General features: G+C 47.2%; 12 protein-coding genes and 3 pseudogenes. 12 read left to right on the forward strand and 3 right to left on the reverse strand.

The features are described 5' to 3' along the window. Nucleotides 1–3,573, forward strand: a complete 3,573-nt coding sequence (locus LEPBO_RS0131825; RefSeq protein ID WP_017291651.1) for a PAS domain S-box protein — start codon at nucleotides 1–3, stop codon at nucleotides 3,571–3,573. Here the strand turns inward: LEPBO_RS0131825 and LEPBO_RS40540 are convergent. Continuing rightward, nucleotides 3,550–4,152, reverse strand: coding sequence for a transposase (locus LEPBO_RS40540; RefSeq protein ID WP_144056420.1), 603 nt, complete (start codon nucleotides 4,150–4,152; stop codon nucleotides 3,550–3,552). The genes LEPBO_RS0131825 and LEPBO_RS40540 overlap by 24 nt on opposite strands. Before the next feature lie 75 nt (nucleotides 4,153–4,227). Beyond that, nucleotides 4,228–4,464, reverse strand: a complete 237-nt coding sequence (locus tag LEPBO_RS44165; protein ID WP_017291653.1) for a hypothetical protein — start codon at nucleotides 4,462–4,464, stop codon at nucleotides 4,228–4,230. A 250-nt stretch (nucleotides 4,465–4,714) separates the two neighbouring features. Between LEPBO_RS44165 and istA the strand changes: the two are divergent. From istA to LEPBO_RS0131880, 10 genes and pseudogenes are all read left to right on the forward strand, one after another. After that, nucleotides 4,715–6,388 (forward strand): annotated as a pseudogene (gene istA, locus LEPBO_RS44965) (IS21 family transposase); the annotation flags it as partial. Continuing rightward, nucleotides 6,270–6,974: an IS21-like element helper ATPase IstB gene (gene istB / locus LEPBO_RS43735; protein WP_071596253.1), complete on the forward strand. Its 705-nt coding sequence runs from the start codon at nucleotides 6,270–6,272 to the stop codon at nucleotides 6,972–6,974. The pseudogene istA and the gene istB, both read left to right, overlap by 119 nt. A gap of 876 nt (nucleotides 6,975–7,850) precedes the next feature. Continuing rightward, complete coding sequence (locus LEPBO_RS0131845; protein ID WP_202806927.1) at nucleotides 7,851–8,912, forward strand: BMP family protein; 1,062 nt, start codon at nucleotides 7,851–7,853, stop codon at nucleotides 8,910–8,912. A 73-nt stretch (nucleotides 8,913–8,985) separates the two neighbouring features. Beyond that, complete coding sequence (locus LEPBO_RS0131850) at nucleotides 8,986–10,494, forward strand: ABC transporter ATP-binding protein (RefSeq protein WP_263970853.1); 1,509 nt, start codon at nucleotides 8,986–8,988, stop codon at nucleotides 10,492–10,494. Then, entirely contained in the window at nucleotides 10,481–11,527 is a 1,047-nt protein-coding gene (locus tag LEPBO_RS0131855) for an ABC transporter permease (protein ID WP_017291656.1), read from the forward strand. The genes LEPBO_RS0131850 and LEPBO_RS0131855 overlap by 14 nt, the downstream gene beginning before the upstream one ends. 11 nt (nucleotides 11,528–11,538) lie before the next feature. Further along, nucleotides 11,539–12,507, forward strand: a complete 969-nt coding sequence (locus tag LEPBO_RS0131860; protein ID WP_017291657.1) for an ABC transporter permease — start codon at nucleotides 11,539–11,541, stop codon at nucleotides 12,505–12,507. A gap of 23 nt (nucleotides 12,508–12,530) precedes the next feature. Beyond that, the gene (locus LEPBO_RS0131865) at nucleotides 12,531–13,505 is read left to right on the forward strand and encodes an aromatic ring-hydroxylating dioxygenase subunit alpha (RefSeq protein WP_017291658.1); all 975 of its coding nucleotides are present in this window, start codon (nucleotides 12,531–12,533) and stop codon (nucleotides 13,503–13,505) included. 118 nt (nucleotides 13,506–13,623) lie between these two features. Next, the gene (locus LEPBO_RS0131870) at nucleotides 13,624–18,987 is read left to right on the forward strand and encodes a trifunctional serine/threonine-protein kinase/ATP-binding protein/sensor histidine kinase (protein WP_017291659.1); all 5,364 of its coding nucleotides are present in this window, start codon (nucleotides 13,624–13,626) and stop codon (nucleotides 18,985–18,987) included. Nucleotides 18,988–19,504: 517 nt separating this feature from the next. Next, nucleotides 19,505–20,293 (forward strand): hypothetical protein, encoded by a 789-nt coding sequence (locus tag LEPBO_RS0131875; protein WP_144056421.1) that lies wholly within the window; start codon nucleotides 19,505–19,507, stop codon nucleotides 20,291–20,293. A 65-nt stretch (nucleotides 20,294–20,358) separates the two neighbouring features. Beyond that, nucleotides 20,359–21,033: pseudogene (locus LEPBO_RS0131880) on the forward strand (IS5 family transposase); the annotation flags it as partial. Nucleotides 21,034–21,154: 121 nt separating this feature from the next. On the opposite strand, the gene LEPBO_RS0131885 reads toward LEPBO_RS0131880, so the two are convergent. Further along, the gene (locus LEPBO_RS0131885; protein WP_017291662.1) at nucleotides 21,155–23,317 is read right to left on the reverse strand and encodes a recombinase family protein; all 2,163 of its coding nucleotides are present in this window, start codon (nucleotides 23,315–23,317) and stop codon (nucleotides 21,155–21,157) included. A gap of 280 nt (nucleotides 23,318–23,597) precedes the next feature. Here LEPBO_RS0131885 and LEPBO_RS41395 point away from each other — a divergent pair. Continuing rightward, nucleotides 23,598–23,726, forward strand: a pseudogene (locus tag LEPBO_RS41395) (transposase); the annotation flags it as partial. Between the last annotated feature and the right edge of the window lie 242 nt (nucleotides 23,727–23,968).

Below are 23,968 nucleotides of genomic sequence, written 5' to 3' on the forward strand. Positions count from 1 at the left end.
ATGGAACTTAACTCGGCTAACCTCAAAGGCGATCTCTCCCAGCCTCCAGAACTAAGCGACCGCAAGGAAGAAGCGACCTTGCGAAAAAAACAAATTGAAGAAGCTCTGTGGGAAAGGGAAGCGCAATTAACGAGCATTTTTCAGACAATTCCCAATGGAATTGTTATTCTTGACCAGACAGGACAGATTGTTAGCGCCAATCCTGCCGCAGAACAGATTTTAAGGCTCACTCGTAGTAACCTGACTGAACGGGTGTACAATGACCCCGCTTGGTCTATTACAACGGTAGATGGACAACTCTTTCCCGAAGAAGATTTGCCGTTTGTGCAGGTGATGCGAACCGGAAAGCCAATTTATCAAGTCGAGCATGCGATTGCTCATTCCGATGGCACCATCATTATCTTGTCGATCAACGCTTCTCCATTGTTCAATGCCGAAGGAAGGATCACCAATGTGATTGCTGCGATCACCGACATTACAGAGCGTAAGCAAGCAGATGCAATTCTACGAGAATCAGAAGAACGCTATCGTTCGGTGATTGAAACAGCAGCCGAAGGTATTGTGTTTCAGCATAGGGATAGTCGGATCACGACCTGTAATGCCAGCGCTGAGAGAATCTTAGGTCTAACCGCCGATCAGATGATGGGGCGTTCTTCCCTTGATCCGCGCTGGTGTGCGATCTACGAGGATGGTTCTCCGTTCCCCGGCAAACTACATCCAGCCATGATCACGCTGCAAACGGGAGAGCCTCAGTCGAACGTCATCATGGGGATTTGCAAGCCCGATGATACCTTGACCTGGATCTCAATCAATGCACGACCCCTATTTCAAGCCAACGACACAGAGCCCTATGCCGTAGTGTGTTCCTTTTTTGATATCACCGATCGCAAAGCAGCCGAAGCAGAGCGTTTCATTTCGGAAATTGCTCTACAACAAATGCCTGATGCCATTCTATTAAGTGACTTAGAAGGCAGGATTCAACGCTGGCTCGGTAATGCTGAGCAGATTTTTGGCTACAGCGCAACAGAAGCAATGGGTCAGCCGATCAATTTTATTTATCACCCTGATGTTCGAGCAGCGATGACCACTGAAATAATGCAGTCTGTTCAAGAGACGGATGAATTTAGTCGTGAAATTTTATGTATGCGAAAAGATGGCTCAGAAGTGCCGATCGAAACCACCATCAAAACCGTGTGTGACAAAGCCGGGAAGCCGCTGTTTCTGATTGGAATTAATAAGGACATTACAGAACGCAAGCGGGCAGAAATCGAACGAATTCAACTGTTGCGGCAACAAATTCAAGAACAAACTGCCCGTTTAGAAGTAGAGGCAGGTTTACGACGATCGACCTTCCTTGTAGAAGCGGGTACCTTACTCGCATCATCCCTGGATTACGAACAAACACTCCAGAGTGTTGCTAGTTTAGCGGTTCCCTACTTCGCAGATTGGTGCGGGGTTGATTTACTAAATCATGACGGGTCTATTAGCCGTGTTGCCGTTGCCCATGCAGATCCGAACAAGGTGAAGTTTGCGTGGGAGGTCGCACAACGCTTTCCCAGACACTTAGAGGATGGCTATGGGATCTCTCAAGTGATGAAAACGGGGCACAGTGAAATTGCGATCAAGATTACGGATGAGCAACTCACAGCCACTGTCCCAATTCCGGAGTATTTGGAAATCATCCAAGAGTTGGGCTTGAAGTCCTGCATCATCACTCCATTGCAAGCACGTGGACGAGTGGTAGGCACGCTTTCCCTTGTGTTTGCTGAATCAAATCGCCAGTACAGTATGGCAGATCTAGATCTGGCTGAAGATTTAGCGCGTCGTGCCGCGATCGCCATTGATAATGCTCGTCTTTATCACAGGACTCAACAGGCAAAGCAAGACGCACTTTCAGCTGCCAATCGTATTACCCGTCTGCAAAGAGTGACAGCCGCACTTTCAGAATCCCTCACACCTGAACAAGTGATAGAGGTTGTCGTCGAACAGAGTGTAGCAGTTCTAAAGGCAGCGGCAGTACTGGTGGTTTTAGTCAGTAAAGATAGAACAGAACTTGAGATTGTAAAATCGATCGGCTATGAAGCAGACTTAGTACAAAGTTGGTGCAAGTTTCCGATCAACACAGATGTTCCCCTAGCAGAAGCTGTCAGAACCGGACAGCCCGTTTGGGTGGAAACGCTGTTAGAGCGAATTGCTCGCTATCCCCATCTCGCTGAGATTTACAGTCGGTATGATTTTCAATCCTGGATTGCACTTCCCTTAGTGGTTGAAGGCAAGTCAATTGGTGGAATGTTACTGAGCTTTAAGGAGTTCAAGAACCTGAGCCAGGAAGATCGTGAGTTTATTCTCGCCCTTAGTCGTCAATGTGCTCAAGCCATTTCCCGTGCTCAGTTATATGAGGCAGAACGCAGTTCAAGAGCCGAAGCAGAACAGGCAAACCGAGTGAAAGATGAATTTTTAGCTGTGCTCTCTCATGAACTCCGATCGCCCCTCAACCCAATTTTGGGCTGGACAAAAATTCTACGAGCTGGACAGTTAAAGCCTGATAAGGTCGATCAAGCATTAGCAACCATTGAGCGGAACGCCAAGCTTCAGGCACAGCTTATTGAAGACTTACTCGATATCTCCCGGATGTTGCGGGGAAAACTCAGTCTCAATATTGTGCCAGTTGACTTAATTACTGTCATTCACAGTGCGATCGAAACCGTGCAACTCGCAGCTTCTGCCAAATCGATTCAGATTCAAACCAGGTTACAACAGCACTCAAAATCTGTATTGGGAGATGCCAATCGATTGCAACAAGTGCTGTGGAATCTCCTCTCCAATGCAATCAAGTTCACACCGAACGAAGGACAAGTCATCATTGGGATGGAAGAGTCGGAACAGCACATTCACATTCAGGTGATTGACACAGGCAAAGGCATCCATCCAGGGTTCCTCCCCCATGTGTTTGAATACTTCCGCCAAGCGGATAGCAGCACAACTCGTCAGTTTGGGGGATTGGGATTAGGACTGGCGATCGCACGTCAAATTGTGGAACTGCATGGCGGAACGATTCAGGCAGAAAGTTTAGGGGAAGGATTGGGAGCAACGTTCACGGTTCGCTTACCGATTACCACGGTTGTAGCAGAAAGTCCTACAGCCGGAGAATCATCAATCCAAATCGAGGATTTAACCGGGCTGCATATTCTCGTTGTGGACGATGAAGCGGATATGCGCGATTTAGCAGAATTCATCCTTGTGCAGCATGGTGCCCAGGTGACAGTTGCCAGTTCTGCAGCAGACGCATTGTTAACGCTGGCTCACTCTGTTCCTGATGTTTTACTCTCGGATATTGGGATGCCAGAAATGGATGGCTATGTACTGATACGACAGATTCGAGAACGATCTCCGGAAGCAGGGGGAAGAATGCCAGCAATTGCTCTGACTGCCTATGCTGGAGAAATTGATCAGCACCGAGCTTTAGCTGTTGGGTTTCAGCGGCATATTCCGAAACCTGTAGATCCAGAAACGTTAATCCGGGCAATTACTGAACTCTTAAAGAATCGGTTAGGCGAAGTAGAGCAGCAATGAGATCAGAAGGTTCAACACGAGCAAGGCAGTGAAGCGGTGAGGGTCTGTATGGCAATCTTCGAGGTGATAACCGCCGGATTTGAAGTCTCTAAATCCCGGTTCAATGCAAAACCTGGAGTCGTAGTGAAACAGCGCTTGGTTGACATCGGTAAGATTGGTGAGCAAGTACCACACTTCTGGAGTCGTCGATTGAGCGTAAGCGCGTTTCTGATAAATCACGAGATTATGCCTGCCAAACCCGTGTTTTTGAGTGACTTGAATGTGCAAATATTGTTCGCGGATACCAGGGGGTTGCGGCAGGTCGTTAAGGCGCGAAAAGGCTTCATCTGCATGGGGTTGAACGATTGTGCTTTTCGGCAAGCGAAACACAAACATCACATTTTTCTGAACGCACCAAGCAGCGAGTTCGATACTGTGAAACTCACGGTCGCCCAGCAAGACAAAGCGACGTGTTTTTAGTAGTCGAAACACAGGACGCAACACCTTCTGTTGATCTCTCAGTGAACTCCGCCCTTGTTTATCGAGCCACGTCCAGTACAGCGGAATTGCTCGGTTTTGGTACACGAAACTGACCATCATCAGGTTATGTCAGTTCCACTGCGTTCGGTCAAGCACGATTTGTAAGATTTGCCCACGCGGAATGTGTTGTTTGATCTACTGTTTGGCGATGAGAAACCATGACGCTTCAGGTGTCATCTGCGGCAGGCTTAAAAAGCGTTGTAGATTCCGTCGTCTACTCTCAAACAGAATCGGTTGTGGAAATAGCGTGGCTAACCGTTCGATGGTAATTCGGCGCTCTTGCTGTAATAGGTTGAATAGGATTTCCAACGTGATGAATTGAGCATCCGAGAGTTGTGATCTCAAACAAGATTGGTAGAATGAAGGCAACATTTTTGATATCAGAGGAGTGAATCAATTGGTGTCACTCCTTTTTTTCTGAGCCTATCTGTTAGGTGACAATACAACTGGCGAACGAACGTCAGGGTATTGGCGAGCTAAACCTTTCTCCGGACGATTGCGTACTGCTTGACTCGACGAGTCAAGTGCCGAGCAAGAAAAAGACACTCTGAGAGAGTTCCATCGATACATGGAGACGCGAAGAGTGTCTGGAAAAGTCAAAATATATCAAGTCCAAGTGTATATGACCGCACGAGAAAAAGGCTTCACGCAAGTAGAAGCCGCAGAACTGGCTGGCTTTTCTGCCCGAACCGGACAGCGCATCGAAGCAGGCGACCATCAACCGAATCGAGGACGCATCCGTGACTGGCGCAGCACCCCTGATCCGTTAGCAGAAGTTTGGGAATCTGAACTTGAACCCATGCTCAAAGCAAATCCTGGTCTTCAGCCGACAACGCTATTTGAATGGCTGCAAGAGCGCTATCCCGGCAAGTATCCCCAAGTGCTTCGCACGGTGCAACGACGAGTTGCCGCCTGGAAAGCCTTGCATGGCGAACCGAAAGAGATCATGTTCGAGCTACGGCATGAACCGGGGATGATGGGCTTATCGGATTTCACCGAACTCAAAGGAATTGAGATCAGGATTGCGGGCAAGCCATTTGAGCATTTGTTGTATCATTACCGACTGGCTTACAGTGGCTGGCAGTACGCTCAGATCATTCAGGGCGGTGAGAGCTTTATTGCATTGTCGGAAGGATTACAGAATGCGCTGTTTGCTTGTGGAGGAGTCCCGAAGCAACATCGTACCGATAGTCTCAGTGCGGCTTATCGCAACATGGGTGGAGCGCGAAATAAGCCCTTGACGCGCTTGTATGATGACCTATGCAGTCATTACCGAATGCAACCAACGCGCAACAATACTGGTATCGCTCATGAGAATGGAGGGATAGAGTCACCGCACGGACATTTAAAGAATCGCATCAAGCAAATGCTCTTACTTAGAGGCAGTCATGACTTTGACAGCATCGCTGACTATCAAGACCTGATCAATCGAGCGATTGCCAAATTGAACGATCTCCATCCCAGAAAAATTGAGGAGGAGAAACAATATTTGCAACCCTTGCCTAAGTATCGAGTGCCTGACTATGAGGTGCTCACCGCAACGGTCAGTTGCCGCAGTACGATTGATGTGCGCTGTGTGCTCTACACGGTTCCATCTCGACTGATTGGACAGTCACTCGAACTGCATCTCTACCATGACCGGATTATCGGCTACCTCAATCGTCACTCAGTCGTGGAGCTCCCTCGCATTCGAGTCAGTGATAAAGCAAAACGGCGCGCTCGGTGCATCAACTATCGGCATATTGCAGAAGGGCTACGTCTCAAGCCCAGAGCTTTCTTGTACTGTACCTGGCAACAAGAACTTCTGCCAAATCAGATATGGCGGGAGCTTTGGTCGCAACTCAAATGCCGGTTCGACCTCGACAGTGCTGCGGTGCTGATGGTAGAAGCTCTGTACATTGCGACCACGCAAGACAAAGAAATCGCAGTAGCAAGCTACCTGCAAGCACAACTCAATGCAAATAGCCTGACCCTGGCTACACTCCGCAAGCAGTTTCAACTCTTGAGCGATCTAAGCCTGCCCAATCTCACGACGACTCAACACAATTTAGAACACTATGACCAACTCTTGCACCGAGAACCCGCCCACCAGTCCGTATCAGAATCTCAGCCTCCACCTCAAACGACTGCACCTACCTCACATGCTGCATCACTGGGAAACACTCGAACAACAAGCGATGCAGGAAGGCTGGTCTTACGCACAGTTCTTGCTGGTTCTGTGCGAATCGGAAGTCCAACACCGATGGAGCAACCGTATCCAACGCGCTCTGAGAGAAGCCCAACTGCCAAGCGGAAAAACGGTTTCCAACTTTGACTTTTCCCATTGTCCGAGCTTCAACCCTGCTCCCTTGATGCAGATGGCGGATGATCCTACTTGGCTCGGACGCGCCGAAAACCTTTTGTTGTTCGGAGCTTCAGGCGTTGGAAAGTCACATTTAGCAAGCGCTGTCTCGCGCCGCATGGTGGAGTTTGGTAAGCGAGTCAGGTTCTTTTCTGCCTTAGCTCTAGTCCAGCAATTACAGCAAGCAAAGCTGCAACTGCAATTGCAAGCAATGCTGAAGAAGCTAGACCGCTTTGACCTACTCGTGCTTGATGATTTGGGCTATGTCAAAAAGACTGAGGCGGAAACCTCCGTGCTGTTTGAGCTAATTGCTCATCGATATGAGCGCAAAAGCTTACTGATTACTGCCAACCAGCCCTTCAGCCAATGGGATGCTATCTTCACCGATTCGATGATGACAGTCGCAGCCGTTGACCGTTTGGTGCATCATGCTTTGATTGTTGAAATTCAGACCGAGAGCTACCGCAAACAATCGGCAGTGTCTCGTTCTGAAGCATCGAAGACCGCCAAGAAAGAGACCGTTCAACCGAAACGTTCCTAGCTGTCGTTTCGATCTTAATTGTCGTCTCGATCTTCGTTGTCATTTTGATCATCATTGTCGTGCAGTTACCTTGAGCATTCTGCACAACTTTAATCTGTCATTCTTTAGCGATTACTGTTCTTGATCTCGCGACTAACCAAGAATGTTCTTAGTTCTTACTAGCCCGTCTTTGTCACTGTCGCGACTCGAACTTGTGCTTGACATCTAACACCTATCGCTGCTATCCGGCATTGCTTCTAACTTTTAAGCTCGTTGTCACCCCCTGAACACTTTCATCCCAAGCAACATGAACTAAGTGCAAAACAATATCGAGAACAACTCTGCCACCGCTTTGAAGATTGGCGAGAAATCACTTGTCTGAAAGATGCTGCGTAAATTGAGCGAGACTAACAATTGGGGGATTATCGCGCTTAATTTTGAATATTCTCGATTAAGTTGACAGTGCCAACCAGACACAATAACTAATAATTTCAGATGGGAAACAATGACGAGAATACATGGGCGGTAACGATCCGAATCGAAGCAGTACAATTATTCTGCCTCACGGTTAAGCTGACAATACCTATTTCCACTGCAGTTCAAAGCTTGTGCAGAAGTCATCGACGGAACAGAACAGTTCTTCTAGACTAAACATGAGGGCAAACTGGGCGCGATTTTTTGTATTTTCAGCCTATTGAGTTTGCCCCTTTCTTGTCTTATTCCTTATCCCGAACTCAGGTTAATTAACACCTAGACAGGCATAGTCTAATCGCTTTCAACTAGAGTTGAAGCACAAATCAAGTTTTGTCGCTCACCACAAGCTTTACAAACGCTGATTCACAGGGAATAATAAATCAGCCTTTCGGCAAAATCATTTGACTTCAGCCCCTGCTTCCAATGTTTATGACTTCAAAGCAATCTCTCCAAGTCATTCAGCAATCCCTTGTGCTGCTGCTGACCGTTCCATTTCTGTCGCTGTCTGGCTGTAATTCTGCGTCCACAACCTCTCAATCGCCCAGTACAACTGTCAGCCCAGCTTCAACTGCTTCTAATGAAGGGAAAGCAGGTCGATTTGCACTGATTATGAATGGTCCGCCTACAGATAAATCTTGGAATCAAAAAGCTTACGAAGCTGCCCAAGCGCTTAAAGCTAAGGGGGTCGATACCGTGGTGTCGGAGTCTATCTCTCCCGCCGATGTTGAACGGGTGCTGCGGCAGTATGCAGAAGCGGGTTATAGTCCGATCGTGGCACATTCGTTTAACTATGGTGATGCTGTCTTTAAAGTGGCAAAAGAATTTCCGAACATTAATTTTGCTTGGGCAGGCGGAATTAACAAGACTGGAGTAAATGTCGCGGACTATGATCAGCCATTCTATCAGGGTGCTTATTTGGTCGGATTAATCGGCGGCAAGCTCTCGAAAACTGGAAAGCTCGGAGCCTTATATGGCTTTGATATTCCCGTCTGTCACTCGATGGGAGAGGCAATGCTGGCAGGTGCAAAGACAGTGCGCCCTGATGCGACCTTGACCGATGCGGCAGTGGGCAATTGGGATGATGTGGCGAAAGCAAAAGAAGCAGCATTGTCTCAAGCAGAAACCGGAGTTGATTTCTGGATTGGCTGTGGACAGGGACCCACTTTAGGTCAAATTGAGGCGGCAAAAACGAAGGGTGGATTTGTCACGGGCTACGTTGGAGATATGTCGTCGATCGATCCTAAAGTCGTCGCCTCAAATCTGGTTTGGAATATGGAACCGTTATTTACCAAGATGATTGAGGATACTAGATCCAAACAGTTCACGAATCAGTTTTACAAAATGGGCGTTGCAGAAGGGGTCGTTGGTGTAGAGATTCCATCGGCATTCAAAGATAAGCTCACACCGGAGCAGCTTAAATCGATCGAAGACACTCGCACCAAAATTGCTTCTGGAGAACTGAAAGTTCCGTTTGTTCCGAAGTAGACTGAGGATCAATTTAGATGAACGGTCGTCTGTTCCGAATTGATTTTTTGCGAATGAATTGTATTGGGATGTGATGATGCGTTCTAGCTCGGATTCACACGATAGTCTAGCGATCGACATGATTGGCATCACGAAACGATTTGGGGGCGTGATTGCCAACGATGCGATCGATTTTCGGGTGAGAACGGGAGAGATTCATGCATTGCTGGGTGAAAATGGGGCTGGAAAAACGACTTTAATGAATATTCTCTGTGGACTGTTCGAGCCGGATCAGGGAGAAATTCGAGTGCAGGGAAAGCCTGTAAAATTTCACTCCGCTAGAGATGCGATCGCTTGTGGAATCGGCATGGTTCACCAACATTTTAAGCTGGTTGAATCGTTTACTGTGGCGGAAAACATTGTGCTGGGGCAATCTTCTAGCGTTCTTCAAGCGTCCGCCAAGCAACTCTATCCTCGATTGCAACGACTCGCAGATGACTACGGATTGAAGGTGAATCCCCCTGCTCAGATTTGGCAGCTCTCCGTTGGAGAACAACAACGAGTTGAGATTTTGAAAGCCCTTTACCGGGAGGCGAACATTCTCATTTTCGATGAACCAACAGCGGTTTTAACTCCCCAAGAAGCCCAAGATTTGATGGTGATCCTGCGGAATCTGGCGGCTCAAGGAACTTCTATTGTTTTTATTTCGCATAAGTTGAATGAAGTGATGGCAGTGTGCGAGCGCGTGACTGTTTTGCGAGACGGACAAGCGGTGGCAACGATAGCAACTCAAGACTGTACTGAACATCAACTCGCGCAGCTGATGGTCGGTCGAGACATTAATTCAACGCAAAAACTTCCGAGATCAACCAGTTCTACGCCCGGACTTGCTTTAAAGAACCTTTGGGTGATGAGCGATCGCGGTTTTCCGGCACTGAAGGGAATTGATCTTGCGATTGAGCAAGGTGAAATCGTGGGAATAGTTGGCGTTGATGGGAATGGTCAGCGCGAACTTGAAGAAGCGATCATCGGACTGCGATTGCTCAAACAAGGAGAAATTTGGATGAGCGGCAATCTTGCGCATATTCCTAGCGATCGCTATTCGATGGGATTGTTAACCGATTTCTCGATCGCAGAAAATTTAGTGCTGAAAGATGTTCAATCTCCCTCCTTTCAACAGAAAGGATTGTTGCATTGGAGACTCATTTTCAACTATGCCACTGATCTGGTTCAGCGTTTTTTGATTCGAGCGTCTTCGGTCAAGATGCAGGTTGGAAAGCTCTCAGGGGGCAATGCTCAGAAAGTTGTGTTTGCGCGTGAACTGAGTCGCGATCATCAAGTGCTACTCGCTGCCCAACCGACACGAGGACTGGATATCGGAGCGACTGAGTTTGTTCATGCACAGCTTCTTGCACGACGAGAGGCAGGCGTTGCGGTATTACTGATTTCAACCGAACTCGATGAGATTTTGAAACTCAGCGATCGCATTGCTGTTTTGTACGAAGGAGAAATCATTGCTGTAATCGATGACAAGAATGTTAACTTACACGATTTAGGTTTATTAATGGCAGGAAAGAAAGGAGGGAACTTTGCTGAATCCTAGTTCTGCGCTTTCACAGTCCTCGATTTGGCTACGACTGAAGTTTCTCGCTCCGATCCTGGGTGCAGTGCTGGCTCTGTTGCTGGGTGGAGTTCTGCTGCAATTGAGTGGAGCAAATCCAGTGCAGGCTTGTCAAGTGATGTTCATGGGTGCATTTGGAGGAACGCGGCAGTGGACTGAGACACTTTTGAAAGCTACGCCACTCCTCATCATCGGATTGGGAATGACGATCACATTTCGCTGTCGAGTTTGGAACATTGGAGCCGAAGGACAATACTATATCGGTGCTTTGTGTGGCAGTCTTGTAGCGCTGACTTTTCCCAATCTGTCTACGGGATTGTTGATTCCATTGATGTTAATCGCTGGTGTTTTTGGTGGCGCATTGTGGAGTGCGATCGCTGGATTGCTTCATCTTCTGCGCGGCATGAATTTGATCATTTGCACCTTGATGCTGAACTATATCAGCATTCTCATGGTTCAGTATGCAGCGCGAGTTCCGCTAAGACAGCCCGATGGATTTTTACCGGAATCCGCACAATTTAGCAGTAATGCTCAGATTCCCGTTTTGTTCGGAACTCGATTGCATTGGGGTATGGCGCTCGCACTGTTGCTCGTTGTTGGAGTCTATCTTTTGCTGTGGCATACATCGATCGGCTTTCATCTTCGGGTTGTTGGATCGCGGCTGAGTGTGGCTCGAAGTGTGGGTATCAATACGAGTCGGAGTATTTTGCTGGCATTAATGATGAGCGGTGGATTGGCTGGACTGGCTGGCATCATCGAAGTGAGTTATACCTATACCCGGTTGAAAGGTGAGATCTCAGATAGCTATGGATTTAGTGGCATCTTAGTTGCGCTGCTCGGTCAACTTCATCCGATCGGGGTTTTGATTGCCGCGATTTTATTTTCAGCTTTGATGGTTGGGGCACAGTCGCTAAATGTGATGTTACAGATTCCCGCTTCTGCTGCTCAAGTGATTCAAGCGCTGGTGGTGCTATTTGTACTAGCGGGTTCTGCATTGGCAAATCGTCGATCGTAAGTGAGGTAGTCATGCCCTGGGAACAAGTTCTAACCTGGAGTTTTGTGATCGCATTGCTAACGGCAGGAATTCGATTAGCCATTCCAGTGCTGCTAGCCGTATTAGGAGAGATCATCACAGAGCGATCGGGCGTGATGAATCTAGGGTTAGAAGGTGTAATGCTGGTCGGTGGACTAGCGGGTTTTGCTGTGGCTGCCAGCCTTGAACAAGCGACAGGAAATGCGAGTCTTGCGGCATGGAGTGGGCTTGCTGCCGGATTGTTCGGTGGGGCGCTGATGGGTTTGCTGATGGCAGTGTTAACCGTAAGCTTAAAGACTGACCAGGTTGTGACAGGAGTGACGCTGGTTTTATTTGGGCAAGGATTGACGGCTTATTTATTTCGATCGCGGATTGGACTCTCTGGAACACGAGTACAAGGACTAGAAACTTGGGCAATTCCAAGACTCTCGAACTTCCCGATCATCGGTGAGATTTTGTTTAATCAAACCGCGATCGTTTACCTCACAGCACTCTTAGTGTATGTTTGCTGGTTCTTCTTGTTTCGCACCAATGCAGGGCTTTCTCTGAGAGCAGTAGGCGAGAATCCAGCGGCAGCCGAAACTTCAGGATTGAATGTCGATCGCATTCGTTACCTTGCCGTGATTGCGGGTTCTGCCTTAGCAGGTTTGGGGGGTGCAGTCTTGACCGTTGTTCAACTCAGACTATTCACTGAGGGAATCATGGCGGGTCGGGGTTGGATTGCGATCGCACTTGTATTTTTCTCGCGTTGGCAACCTGTCTGGGCACTCTTCGGCGCCTTGTTGTTTGGAGTTGCTGATGCGTTGCAATATCGGATTCAAGCCTTGGGATCAAAAGATCTCCCCTATGAATTCCTGCTCATGCTTCCCTATGTGTTGACGCTTATGGCACTATTACGGGGAACAGGTCGGAGTGAAACGCCTGCATCGTTAGGCATTCCTTACGTTAAAGAAGACCGCTGATAGACGCTTCTGGAGTGAAACCGATGATTGATCCAATTCTTTGGAACGGCTGGCATCCGATCGCACGATCGAGTGATCTCAAACCTGGAACTATTCTACGATCACGGTTGTTAGACACCGATATAGTACTTTGGCAAGGAGAAAATACTAACGCAGTTGCATGGGAAGATCGCTGTCCTCATCGCAGTGTAAAACTTTCGGGAGGGAAAATTTTTGAAAATACCTTAGTTTGTCCCTACCACGGGTTAGCTTACAATCCAGAGGGGCAATGTGTGAAAGTCCCCGCTCATCCTAATTACACCCCACCAAAGCAAGCCTGTGTAAAATCGTTTTCTGTTGAAGAACGATATGGTGTTGTGTTTGTGTCGCTCGGTAGTCCATCGCAACCGATCGCACCTTTTCCAGAATGGGATGATCCGAGCTATCGAACCTATCTGAGTGGTGGTCATTACTGCCGCTGTAGTGGATTACGAGCGATCGAGAATTTTTTAGATGTCGCACATCTGCCTTTTGTTCATGCTGGAATTTTAGGAGAACCTGACAAAGCGGTGATCGAAGACTATGAAGTGACTTCGATCGACACAGGCATCTACATGAAAGATATCAAGATCTGGCAGCCTGACCCCGATGGAACGGGACGAGGTGGCGTTGCCGCTTATGATTATTGGACAATTCGACCTTTAACGGTGGCACTTCGCAAGCAAAGAGCAAACGGACAAACGATGGTGTTACTTTACTGTGTTACTCCGGTTTCTGAGGAGGAGTGTATCGGCTGGATGTGGGGAACCCTGAACTATGCCCATGACATTCCTGAAGAGGTTATGGTGGCATTTCAGGATGAAGTGATTCTTCAAGATGTGGATAATTTAGAATCTCATCATCCAAAGCGATTGCCGCTCGATCTACAAGCAGAATTTCATCTGCCTAGCGATCGTGCTTCTTTGGGTTATCGCAAGTGGTTGAAGCAATTAGGAGTCACTTACGGAGCCATTCCATAAACATTGTTGTTTATTTTTCTGAACGATTTCGGATTTTTACTTGCTTTGGGGCAGCAATTGTTGTTCATAACAGGTTACAGGGAAACTTAAGAGAAGTAACAAAAGCTCTGCAAGTCCTATGGTTATGCTTCCTGGGTATGAAATTGTTGAGAAAATCTACGAAAGCTCCAAAACGCTGGTTTACCGGGGAGTTCGATCGAATGATCAAAAACCAGTAGTGATTAAGGCACTCAAAAATCAGTACCCAACGCCAAGAGAGATTGCTGTGTTTCGGAAGCAATACAGTTTGGCGAATCATCTTGGCATTCTGGGAATTGTTCGTCCGTATAGTTTGGAGAACTATGAAAATCAATGGGCATTAGTTTTAGAAGATTTTGGGGCGATTTCTCTGAGGGATTATTGCAAAACGCATTCTCTTAGCTTGAAAGATTTTTTGTCGATCGCAATTCAAACGACTCAAATTCTCGGAGAACTGCACCGAAATCGCATTATTCACAAAGATCTCAAACCTGCAAATCTGCTGATCAATTCAACGACTGGACAGATTAAAATTACTGACTTTAGTATCGCGTCTATTCTACCGAAGGAAAATCAAGCGCTCATTAGTCCCAATGGATTAGAGGGAACCTTGCCTTATCTATCGCCAGAGCAAACCGGGCGAATGAATCGAGGCATTGACTATCGCAGCGATTTCTACTCGCTCGGAGTCACCTTCTATCAACTGCTAACCCAGCAACTTCCTTTTATTAGTAATGATCCGTTAGAGCTTGTTCATTGTCATCTCGCAAAGCAACCGATCTCGCCAGCAGAACTTAATTCAGCGATTCCAGTACCTTTATCAAATATCGTGATGAAGTTGATGGCGAAAATGGCAGAAGATCGCTATCAAAGTGCAACGGGATTACTGCATGATCTTGAGGTTTGCCAGCAACAATTCCAACTTCACAATACAATTGAGGCATTTCTTTTAGGTCAACAAGACTTCTGCGATCGCTTATCTATTCCCGAAAAATTGTATGGACGAGAAACGGAAGTCGCTCAACTGCTGACTGCTTTCGATCGAGTTGCTCAATCGGGATTCAGCGAGTTTTTGCTAGTGAGTGGCTATTCAGGAATTGGCAAATCGTCTTTGGTGCAAGAGGTTTATAAGCCAATTGTGCAGCGACGAGGATATTTTATTGCTGGAAAGTTCGATCAACTTCAGCGCAATGTTCCTTACTCCGCGATCGCGAGTGCATTTGGATCACTGGTACAGCAACTTCTGACGGAAAGCGAATTGCAACTTCGTCAATGGCAAGAAGAACTAGCGATCGCGCTCGGTTCAAACGGGCAGGTCATTGTTGATGTCATTCCGGAACTAGAACAAATTATCGGCAAACAACCTGAAATTGCCGCATTAAATCCTACTGAAGCACAAAATCGATTTAATCGCGTGTTTCAAAACTTCATTCGTGTATTTTGTCAACCAGAGCATCCTCTAGTCATTTTCCTGGATGATTTGCAGTGGGCGGATTCTGCTACTCTTCGTCTCATTAAGCTATTGCTAACAGACTCACAAACTCATCATTTGTTTCTAATCGGAGCTTTTCGAGATAACGAAGTCAATGCAACACATCCCTTAACTCTTCTTCTAGAAGGCTTGCAATTTCAAGCATTTCCAATTTACCAAGTAACGCTGAAACCGCTCTCATCGGCTCATGTCACTCAATTGATTTCGGATACTCTGAGAACGCATGAAGTAAGTCCGTTCGTTGATCTGCTCATGCGAAAAACGAACGGGAATCCCTTTTTTATCAATGAATTTCTCAAAACGCTGTATCAGGATGAGCTACTGCGGTTCGACTTTTACAAAAATTCCTGGCAATGGAACCTAAAAGAAATTGAAACGCTCAACAGTACGGATAATGTTGTTGAATTGCTGGTGGATCGTTTAAGAAAGCTACCTGATGCAACACAGCAAGTGATTCAATTTGCTGCCTGCATCGGGAATCGCTTTGACCTGAAAACGTTGTCGATCGTATTGCAACCTTCAACACTGGAGACAACCGCACAAGCTTTATCTATCGCAGTTCAACAAGGCTTAATTGTTCCACTTTCTGCGTTAGAAATTGTTCAGAGCGATACGACAGAGCCAATTTTAGTCAGCGATCGCTATAAGTTTCTCCACGACCGTGTACAACAAGCCGCTTATGCCCTGATTGACGATCGCGAAAAACAATCTGTGCATCTCCAAATTGGTAAACTCCTCTACGCTAATTACAGCGAATCGAGTGAGCAACTTTTTGAACTGGTAGGACATTTCAACCTGGGACAGGCACTCATCACCCAGGCTGATGAAAAAACTCAATTAGCGCACTTGAACATACAAGCTGCAATCAAAGCAAAACAAGCAGCAGCCTACTCATTCGCTCAAGCGTGTTTAATTCATGCTCAAAACCATCTCACAGAAACAGCTTGGTCAGAACACTATGAATTGATGTTTACCCTACATCGAGAGCAAGCAGAAATTGAATATCTATTGGGTAATTTCGAGCAGTCTGAACGCTTGATTGAAATGACCTTGAAACAAGCAAAATCTGCCCTTGAGAAAGCAGAAATTTACCAACTGCTGATTGTTCTCTACACCATGCAGGGGAAGTATCAACCCGCGATCAAGACTGGACGAGTAGCACTTTCATTCTTCGAGATTGATATTCCTGAATCAGAGTTACACAAAGCCTTTGAAGATGAGCTTGCGATCTCAAAAATACAACTCGCCCAGCAAAAGATCCCAACATTATTGAATCAACCAGAAATGGTGATTCCAGAGAAAAGAGCCGCTGCAAGATTGCTCACAACCTTGGGATCACCGACTTACTTTTCAAATCATGATCTCTGGCTAATTTGTGTGATGAAGTTAGTCAATCTTTCTCTGAAACATGGGGTGCTTTCAGAATCTACCTATGGCTATTCTGAGTATGGATTGATTCTAGGATCAATGCTGGGTGACTATCAAGCAGGCTATGAGTTCGGACAACTCAGCCTGAGGGTTAGTGAAAGATTTAACGATCAAGCGGAAAAATGTAAAGGCTGCTTGGTCGTTGGTGGTTCGGTGAATCATTGGATTAGACCCCTCAAAGAAGATGCTGAAATTTTCATGGAAGGGTATCAGGCTGGCTTAGAGTCTGGCGAACTTCAATTTGCAGGCTACAATATAGCCCATCAAGTGATTAATTTATTCTACCAAGGAGCCGACCTAGATTCCCTGCAAGACAAGCTTCTCGACTATCTAGAGTTTACAGAACAAACACAAAATCAGCTTGCAAAAGATATGCTGCTTGCCTGTCAGCTAATCTTTCACAGTTTACAAGAATGTGATGTTAGACAATACAAGTTTGCAGCGAAAGAACTGAGCGAGATTGAATATTTAGCAGCGTGTGAGGCACGATCGAGTTTTGCTGCGATCGGCTTTTTCAAGATTCTCAAAGCTCAAATTTTGTATCTCTATGGTTGCTTTGAGGATGCTCATTATGTGATCGGGGAAGCAAGGCACCTGCTTAACTATCTCCCAGGCTGTATCTCGCTTGCTGAATTTAATTTTTACGACTCGCTGATTTTAACTTCACTGTATTTAAGTGCGAGTGAGTCGCAGAAGAGTGAATACTGGCAGCAGATCACAACGAACCAACAGCAGATGGAAATTTGGTCAGCGACCTGCCCAGAGAACTTTCGGCATCAATATCTATTAGTCGAAGCAGAGATCGCCCGATTGCAAAATGATTCAATGACCGCGATCGACCTCTACGATGAGGCGATCGCACTTGCAAAAACGAATGGATTTGCGCAAGATTCGGCATTAGCAAATGAGCTATCTGCGAAGTTTTGGATCGCTACAGGAAAAGAGAAGCTTGCCCAAATTTACTGGAGTGAGGCATATCATCTCTATCAATCTTGGGGAGCCTCTACTAAAGTTGCAGATTTAGAACAGCACTACCCACATCTTCTGGTTTTAGGAAACTCGAGCGTTGAGCTATCCCACATTGCAGATGAAACCTTATCGATCACTCATATTTCTTCAACTAGCACTAGCAGCACCCAGATTCTCGACCTCAGCACTATTCTGAAAGCATCTCAAGCCATTTCCCAGGAAATTCAACTCGATAGACTGCTTGAAAGCTTGCTTAAAGTGATCCTGGAGAGTGCTGGAGCAGAGCGGGGAGCGATCCTTTTGCCCGAAGAAGATCATTGGAACATCGCGGTTCAAGGAAATAGCGATTATACAGATGTTATACTTCAGCCGCTCACTGAGGAAATGCTGTCTCTATCAATTGTCCAGTATGCGGCTCGCACTCAACAGAGGCTAGTGATTCATGATGCTACCAAAGAGCCAATCTGTGCAGCTGATCCCTATGTATTGACACATCAACCGAAATCAATTCTCTGTTTTCCAATTGCTCACAAAAGCAAGCTATCAGGGATTATTTACCTAGAAAATGAGCAAACAACAGAAGCGTTTAGCCGCGATCGCTTAAAAGTTCTATCTCTGCTCTCTACACAGATTGCTATCTCTCTCGAAAATGCGACGCTCTACCGAACTTTACAAGCTTCCGAAGCTCGCGAACGCGAACGCGCCCAACAGCTAGAAAAATCTCTTCAAGATCTTCAAAACACGCAAGCGCAACTGATTCAAACTGAGAAAATTTCGAGCTTGGGTCAACTTGTCGCAGGTGTCGCCCATGAAGTCAACAATCCGGTCGGCTTTATTGCAGGCAATCTCAACCATACAAAGCAGGCAGTTGAAGATTTAATTGGGTTAGTCCAACTATACCGTGAAGCTCTTCCTCAACCTGGCAAAGAGATTGAGAACGAAATTGACGCGATCGATTTAGATTTTCTGATTGCAGATCTACCCCAAATGATTAGCTCAATGAAACTGGGAACGGATCGAATTAGAGAGATCATGCAATCGTTGAGAAACTATTCCCGTATGGATGGCAGCGAGAAACAACTTGCAGATCTGCACAAAGGGATTGATTCGACCCTCATGATTCTCTCGCATCGCTTGAAAGCAACTCCCGAACATCCAGCCATTCAAGTGATCAAAGACTATGGTGATCTACCCGAAGTGCCTTGCTTTGCAGGTCAACTGAATCAGGTTTTTATGAATTTAATTGCGAATGCGATCGATGCTCTAGAAGAAGCAAATCGAGGCAAGAGCTATTCAGAGTTAGAAGTAAACCCCAATTGCATTACTATCCAAACCAGCATTGAAAACAACGATGCAGTAATTCGGATCAAGGATAATGGTGCTGGAATGCCGTATGAAGTACAACAGCGAATCTTTGAAGCCTTTTTCACCACAAAACCGGAAGGCAAAGGGACAGGATTGGGGCTTCCCATTTGCTATCAGATCGTCCGTGAGAAGCATGGAGGACAATTGAGCGCGGTATCAGCGATCGGTGAAGGCACAGAATTTGTGATTCAAATTCCTATACATTCTTGATGCTTGCTATCGTTCAATGGTATCCATCAATTTAACTAGCACTACTCCGTTAAGTAGTTTGAGAACTATTAAATGACAAGCATGATCGGCGGAACGACAGCCAGAAATCCTGTTCTAAAAGTACGATCGAGAGACAATACTCCTAAATGACAACAGCCTGAATTCAGCGCTGTGTCTGGCTCTTAGCTTCGATCATAGTTGTCGCGACACGTATGATCGGATAGTGAGGCAGGATTCCTGGCTGTCGTCACCCGCCAATGTCGCTGGGCACTTGTCCAATTTTGGTGAATCCGAGAATTCAAACAGTCCGAAACCCAGAAAGCACGTTATGCTGGTTCGCGATCGCAACTTCGCTTCACCAAAAGTGGACAAGTACCGGTAATCGTCGCACAATACCCCCACGCGATGCGCAAGGAGTGCATGAAGAAACGCTAAGAGCGAGATGTAGAAGCGGTTTCAAGGATGAATGTATGCGATAGAAAAAGATATCAACTGCACGGCTTGGAGGCAGGCAACGATGTCTGAAAAGAATGTTAGTCTTACTGTAGCAGGTTTAGAAGTGACTACCACTGAGCAAGCCAATCCTGCCATTCCAACTTGGTTCGCAGAAGCTTTACTGCTAGGACAATACTGGCAACACTGTGGATTACTAGAGCGCTTGCAGCAACAGGTGCATGTGAATCGAGGACGGATGGGCAAGTATGAAGTGTGCGACTTTGTGCTATTACTACTAGCTTATGCGGTGAGCGGTTTGACGAGTTTAGAAGCATTTTTTGAACAATTGAGTAGTGTTGCATCTGTGCTGATGTCAGTCTGGGGTCGGCAGCATTGTCCGGTTGCTTCTACCTTGAGTCGATTCCTCGCTGATGTCGATAATGATGCCGTTGAAGCTTTACGCGAACTTTTTGAGAGTGCCCTACTTGAACACTCACCCATCGACCCAGAATTGGGCGTGACAGACCGCAGTGGCAAGCGATGGATGGTCTTTGATGTCGATGGCACGACGAAGGCTGTTCGGCATCGAGTGTTACTGACTCAAAATACTCATCCTGTGCTGAAGCGTCGAAGTCGAAATGCCTGTAAGCCAGGATATGCCGGACGCAAACGCGGGGAAGCCGTTCGGACTCGGACCACGATTGAGCAGGCACATACTCGTGAATGGTTGGGGAACTTTGCAGAAGCTGGGAACTGTAACTCGAAAGAAGACCTCAAGCGATCTTGCACCGTAATTCAGCGCTACTGTGCGCGATCTACTTCACCCGTGACAGCGCTGTTGCGCTTAGAGGATGTTTTAAAAGACAATTGAGGCTGTAAAAAAGCTCTCCGGTCATAAGCTGTAAATACGTAAAAGCACAGCACCGAGAGAGCTACATGAGTAAATCGTATCCCAGTAACCTCACTCCTGCCCAATATGAATTGTTGAGCGACCTGCTACCTGATGCAAAACCTGGCGGACGACCGCGAGAAGTAGACTTATGGGACATTCTCAATGCAATTTTTTATGTTTTGGTCGAAGGAGTGCGGTGGCGAGCGTTACCTGGAGATTTTCCAGCATGGCAAACGGTCTACACTTACTTTCGTAATTGGCGCAAGGATGGAACCTGGTTGAGCATTCACGACCGTCTCTATCGCTGCATCCGCATCGAAGTCGGGCGCTCTCCGAGCCCATCTGAAGCAATTGTCGATAGCCAAAGCGTGAAAAGTGCGGCAGGAGTGCATGCAGCAATCGGATTTGATGCAGGTAAGGTGATCAAAGGGCGCAAGCGATTCATCACGGTCGATACGCTAGGATTGATCTTACGGGTCTTTGTCACTGCTGCCAGCACCCCAGAACGCGCCGGCGGCAAAACTGTCCTCCAGCGGGTGCGACAACGCGGCAAAGCTGTGTCTCGCCTACACACGATTTGGGTGGATGGCGGCTTCGATGGCTTTCCCTTTATGCACTGGGTGGTCACCGTCTGTCATTGGATTGTCCAGGTCGTATTACGCCCGGAACAAACCAAGGGCTTTGTTCTACTCAAAAAGCGGTGGGTGGTGGAGATGACCCAGCCAGACTGCCGCTGTAAACCTCAACTTTTTCAGCCGAATGTTTCGAGTCTGTTGATTTAGATTGTTGTTTCATTATTTGCTTCTCCAAGCTAAACCTATCGCATTGCAACTTTTGTTGCTAAGTTCGTTCATCGTCACTCTCGTTGGATTGGGCAAGCACTGATGTTTCTCCTTGCCACTGTTGGCGCATTCGGTCACTAAAAGACATTTGACGGCACTTGTTGAGCCGCTCAATTTCAGCTTCGTCTGCTCGAATAATCCAGCGATAGGGCGGTTTTTCCTGCTTGCGTCCCTCAATCCAGCCTCGCTTTACCCACTGATACAGTGTGCCATCGGGAATGCCAATCTGACGTGCCAGACCCGGAATCCACCACTCTCCATCGGCAAGCGGCTCTTTGTTATATCCTTTCGGACGGCGCTGATGCAAGCCTAACCGTCGTAATAGCTCCAATGTACTTTGATGACTAAAGCCCCCTTGTAATCGAGGCGGACGGAAGCCTGATTGGTTTAATTGCGCAGCAATTGCTGCGGCATCAAGTCCCTGTACGACAAATGCTTGAACTTGTTGACACAATTGCGGATAGTAACTTAACTGCTCAAAGCTGGCGACCGGACGAACGACAATTTGCTCACTCTGAAATCCGCCTAACCATTCAATGACCAGTTTTACCTGTTCACTTTGTCCTTGTGCTTCGACGACAATCCGATTGATCAATTGCCTCATGATTTCTTTGCGATGAGCGTTCGTTGTTGTATTTGCATTCCATAAGGTCGGAATATCTTGTGCAAGTTGTCGAATAGCACTGCGTTCGACCTCGGATAGCGTCAGCGGCTCTTGAGCTAAAAAACGCTGATAATCTTCCTGTACTTGTTCTACTGTAGCAAGCTTTGCTTCCCACTCTTTTCCAAGTTGACGGGCGACTAATCGATTTTCAGGTTCAACCTGTCGGTAATGCCGTCCAGATCGCTCAGCTTCGATATTTGCGCGCTCCAATTTTTGCTGCCACAGCTTATCAAGTTCAGTCCGCTCTTGCTCAATAGATTGAGCCGCTTGCAGGGATAGTTCTAGTGCCGCAGGCTCTAATGCTTGCAGCACTTGTTGAGTGATAGCAACATCGAGCGAACGACCTGCGATGTGCTGGCAGCCTCTGTCGGCATAGTCCTTCAACCGCCGATTGCATAGGTATTCGTGTGTTTTTCCCTGACCACTGTAATGCACAGTCATGCGGCAACCACAGTACTGACAGACCAGCAAGCCAGAGAGTAAAGCTGCTCCATGACGAGCCGCTCCAATAGTTTCAGCACGGGACTGGTTGGCTGCGAGGCGTGCTAGATTCTGTTGATACTGCTCCCAGCTAATATAGGCTGGAAATTGGTCAAACACTAGAGCGTGCCAATCTTCCGGTGCATTCACAACCCGTCCCGTTTTCGGTCGCCCAGGTTGTTGTTTGCGCGGGTCTTGCTGCCGACGACCATAGGCATACGCACCCGTATAAGCTGGATTCTTCAATAGATTTTGTAAGGTCATTCGATTCGGTTTGCGCCACTCTAAATCGCCACGATTGATCCCTTCACGAATTCGCACTGGAATTTGAATGTCCGCTCGCACCAGGTACCGTAGCACTCCGTTCAGCGTCCCAATTTCCTCAAATTTTCGGAAAATCAAATGCACCACCTGTTGAGCTTGCTCATCGGGGTCAAAAATCACTTCTCCAGACGGGCGACGGAGATACCCGATGGGTGGGTCGAATGGCAATTCTCCACGTCGAGCTTTATTGAGCTTGCCTTCGAGCAAACGGGTTTTGAGGACATGAAGTTCAGCTTCACTCATTGTACCTTTGAGTCCGAGTAACAATCGGTCATTGTACTGACTCGGATCATAAATCCCATCGAGGTCGCCAATCAATGTTCTAAACAACGCGCAGACTTCCAGCAATTGATGCCAGTCTTTCGAACAGCGTGCGAGGCGCGACATTTCAATGCCCAGAATTAGTCCCACATGGTTCAGGCTGACCTCTGCCACTAGGCGCTGAAACCCGCTGCGCCCCACGGCAGTTGTTCCTGACTTGCCTAAGTCTTCATCAATCACCAGCACACGTTCGCGCTGCCAACCTAACGCTTCTGCGCGATCTACCAAGCCATACTGAAGTCGGGTTGATTCTTGATGCTCTAGGACTTGTTGGAGGGTTGATTGTCGCACATAGACAACTGCTAATCGGTCGAGATGCAGATCGTCAATCTTCTCAGAGCGGCGGTTGTGAGCTTCACGTTTAGGATTCATGATGTTCCTCCTGCTCCAGAGCAGTGATCTGAGCGCTCATCATCTCGGTGAGAACGGCTACTAATCGTTGGCGTTGGGCAAGGGATAACTGAAACCACAGTTGATGGACTGCTGGCGGTTGAGACGGGGGGGAATGGGCTGTCCTGGCATACGACACCTGCTTGTGCGTCTAAGTCCTGAGTTGCCCGGTGCTGTGCCACGAAAATCACTAACCGCAACAACCCTTCAATACTTACAATAGGGCAAACTGAGTCCTTCGGGTTTAGGGCGGTATTCTGACTGGGTGATTGAACGAACTCTGGGCTGGCTGATGCACTGTCGTCGCTTAGTTCGAGACTATGAGTTACTTCCAGAAACTTCAGAAACTTGGATTTACTTAGCAATGATTCGGATCATGGTCAGGCGATTGGCATAAAATTTGACCGACTCCGGCTTTTCAAACACCCTCTTAGATGGGCTGTATGGTGGTGCGAACTATGTTACCCTTCTGCAACAGCGCCAGATGACGTATATTACTCGCTGTCGCGACTATCATCTGCTCAAAGAGCCAACCGTCAAAAGCGATTCTCGCGACCGCTCCTCAACAACAATACCTTCACCCTGATAGTCCTGAGATCACCCGCGATTTGTTTGATATTGAATGTTTGGATG

The sequence above is a fragment of the Leptolyngbya boryana PCC 6306 genome (assembly GCF_000353285.1).
Lineage (GTDB): Bacteria > Cyanobacteriota > Cyanobacteriia > Leptolyngbyales > Leptolyngbyaceae > Leptolyngbya > Leptolyngbya boryana.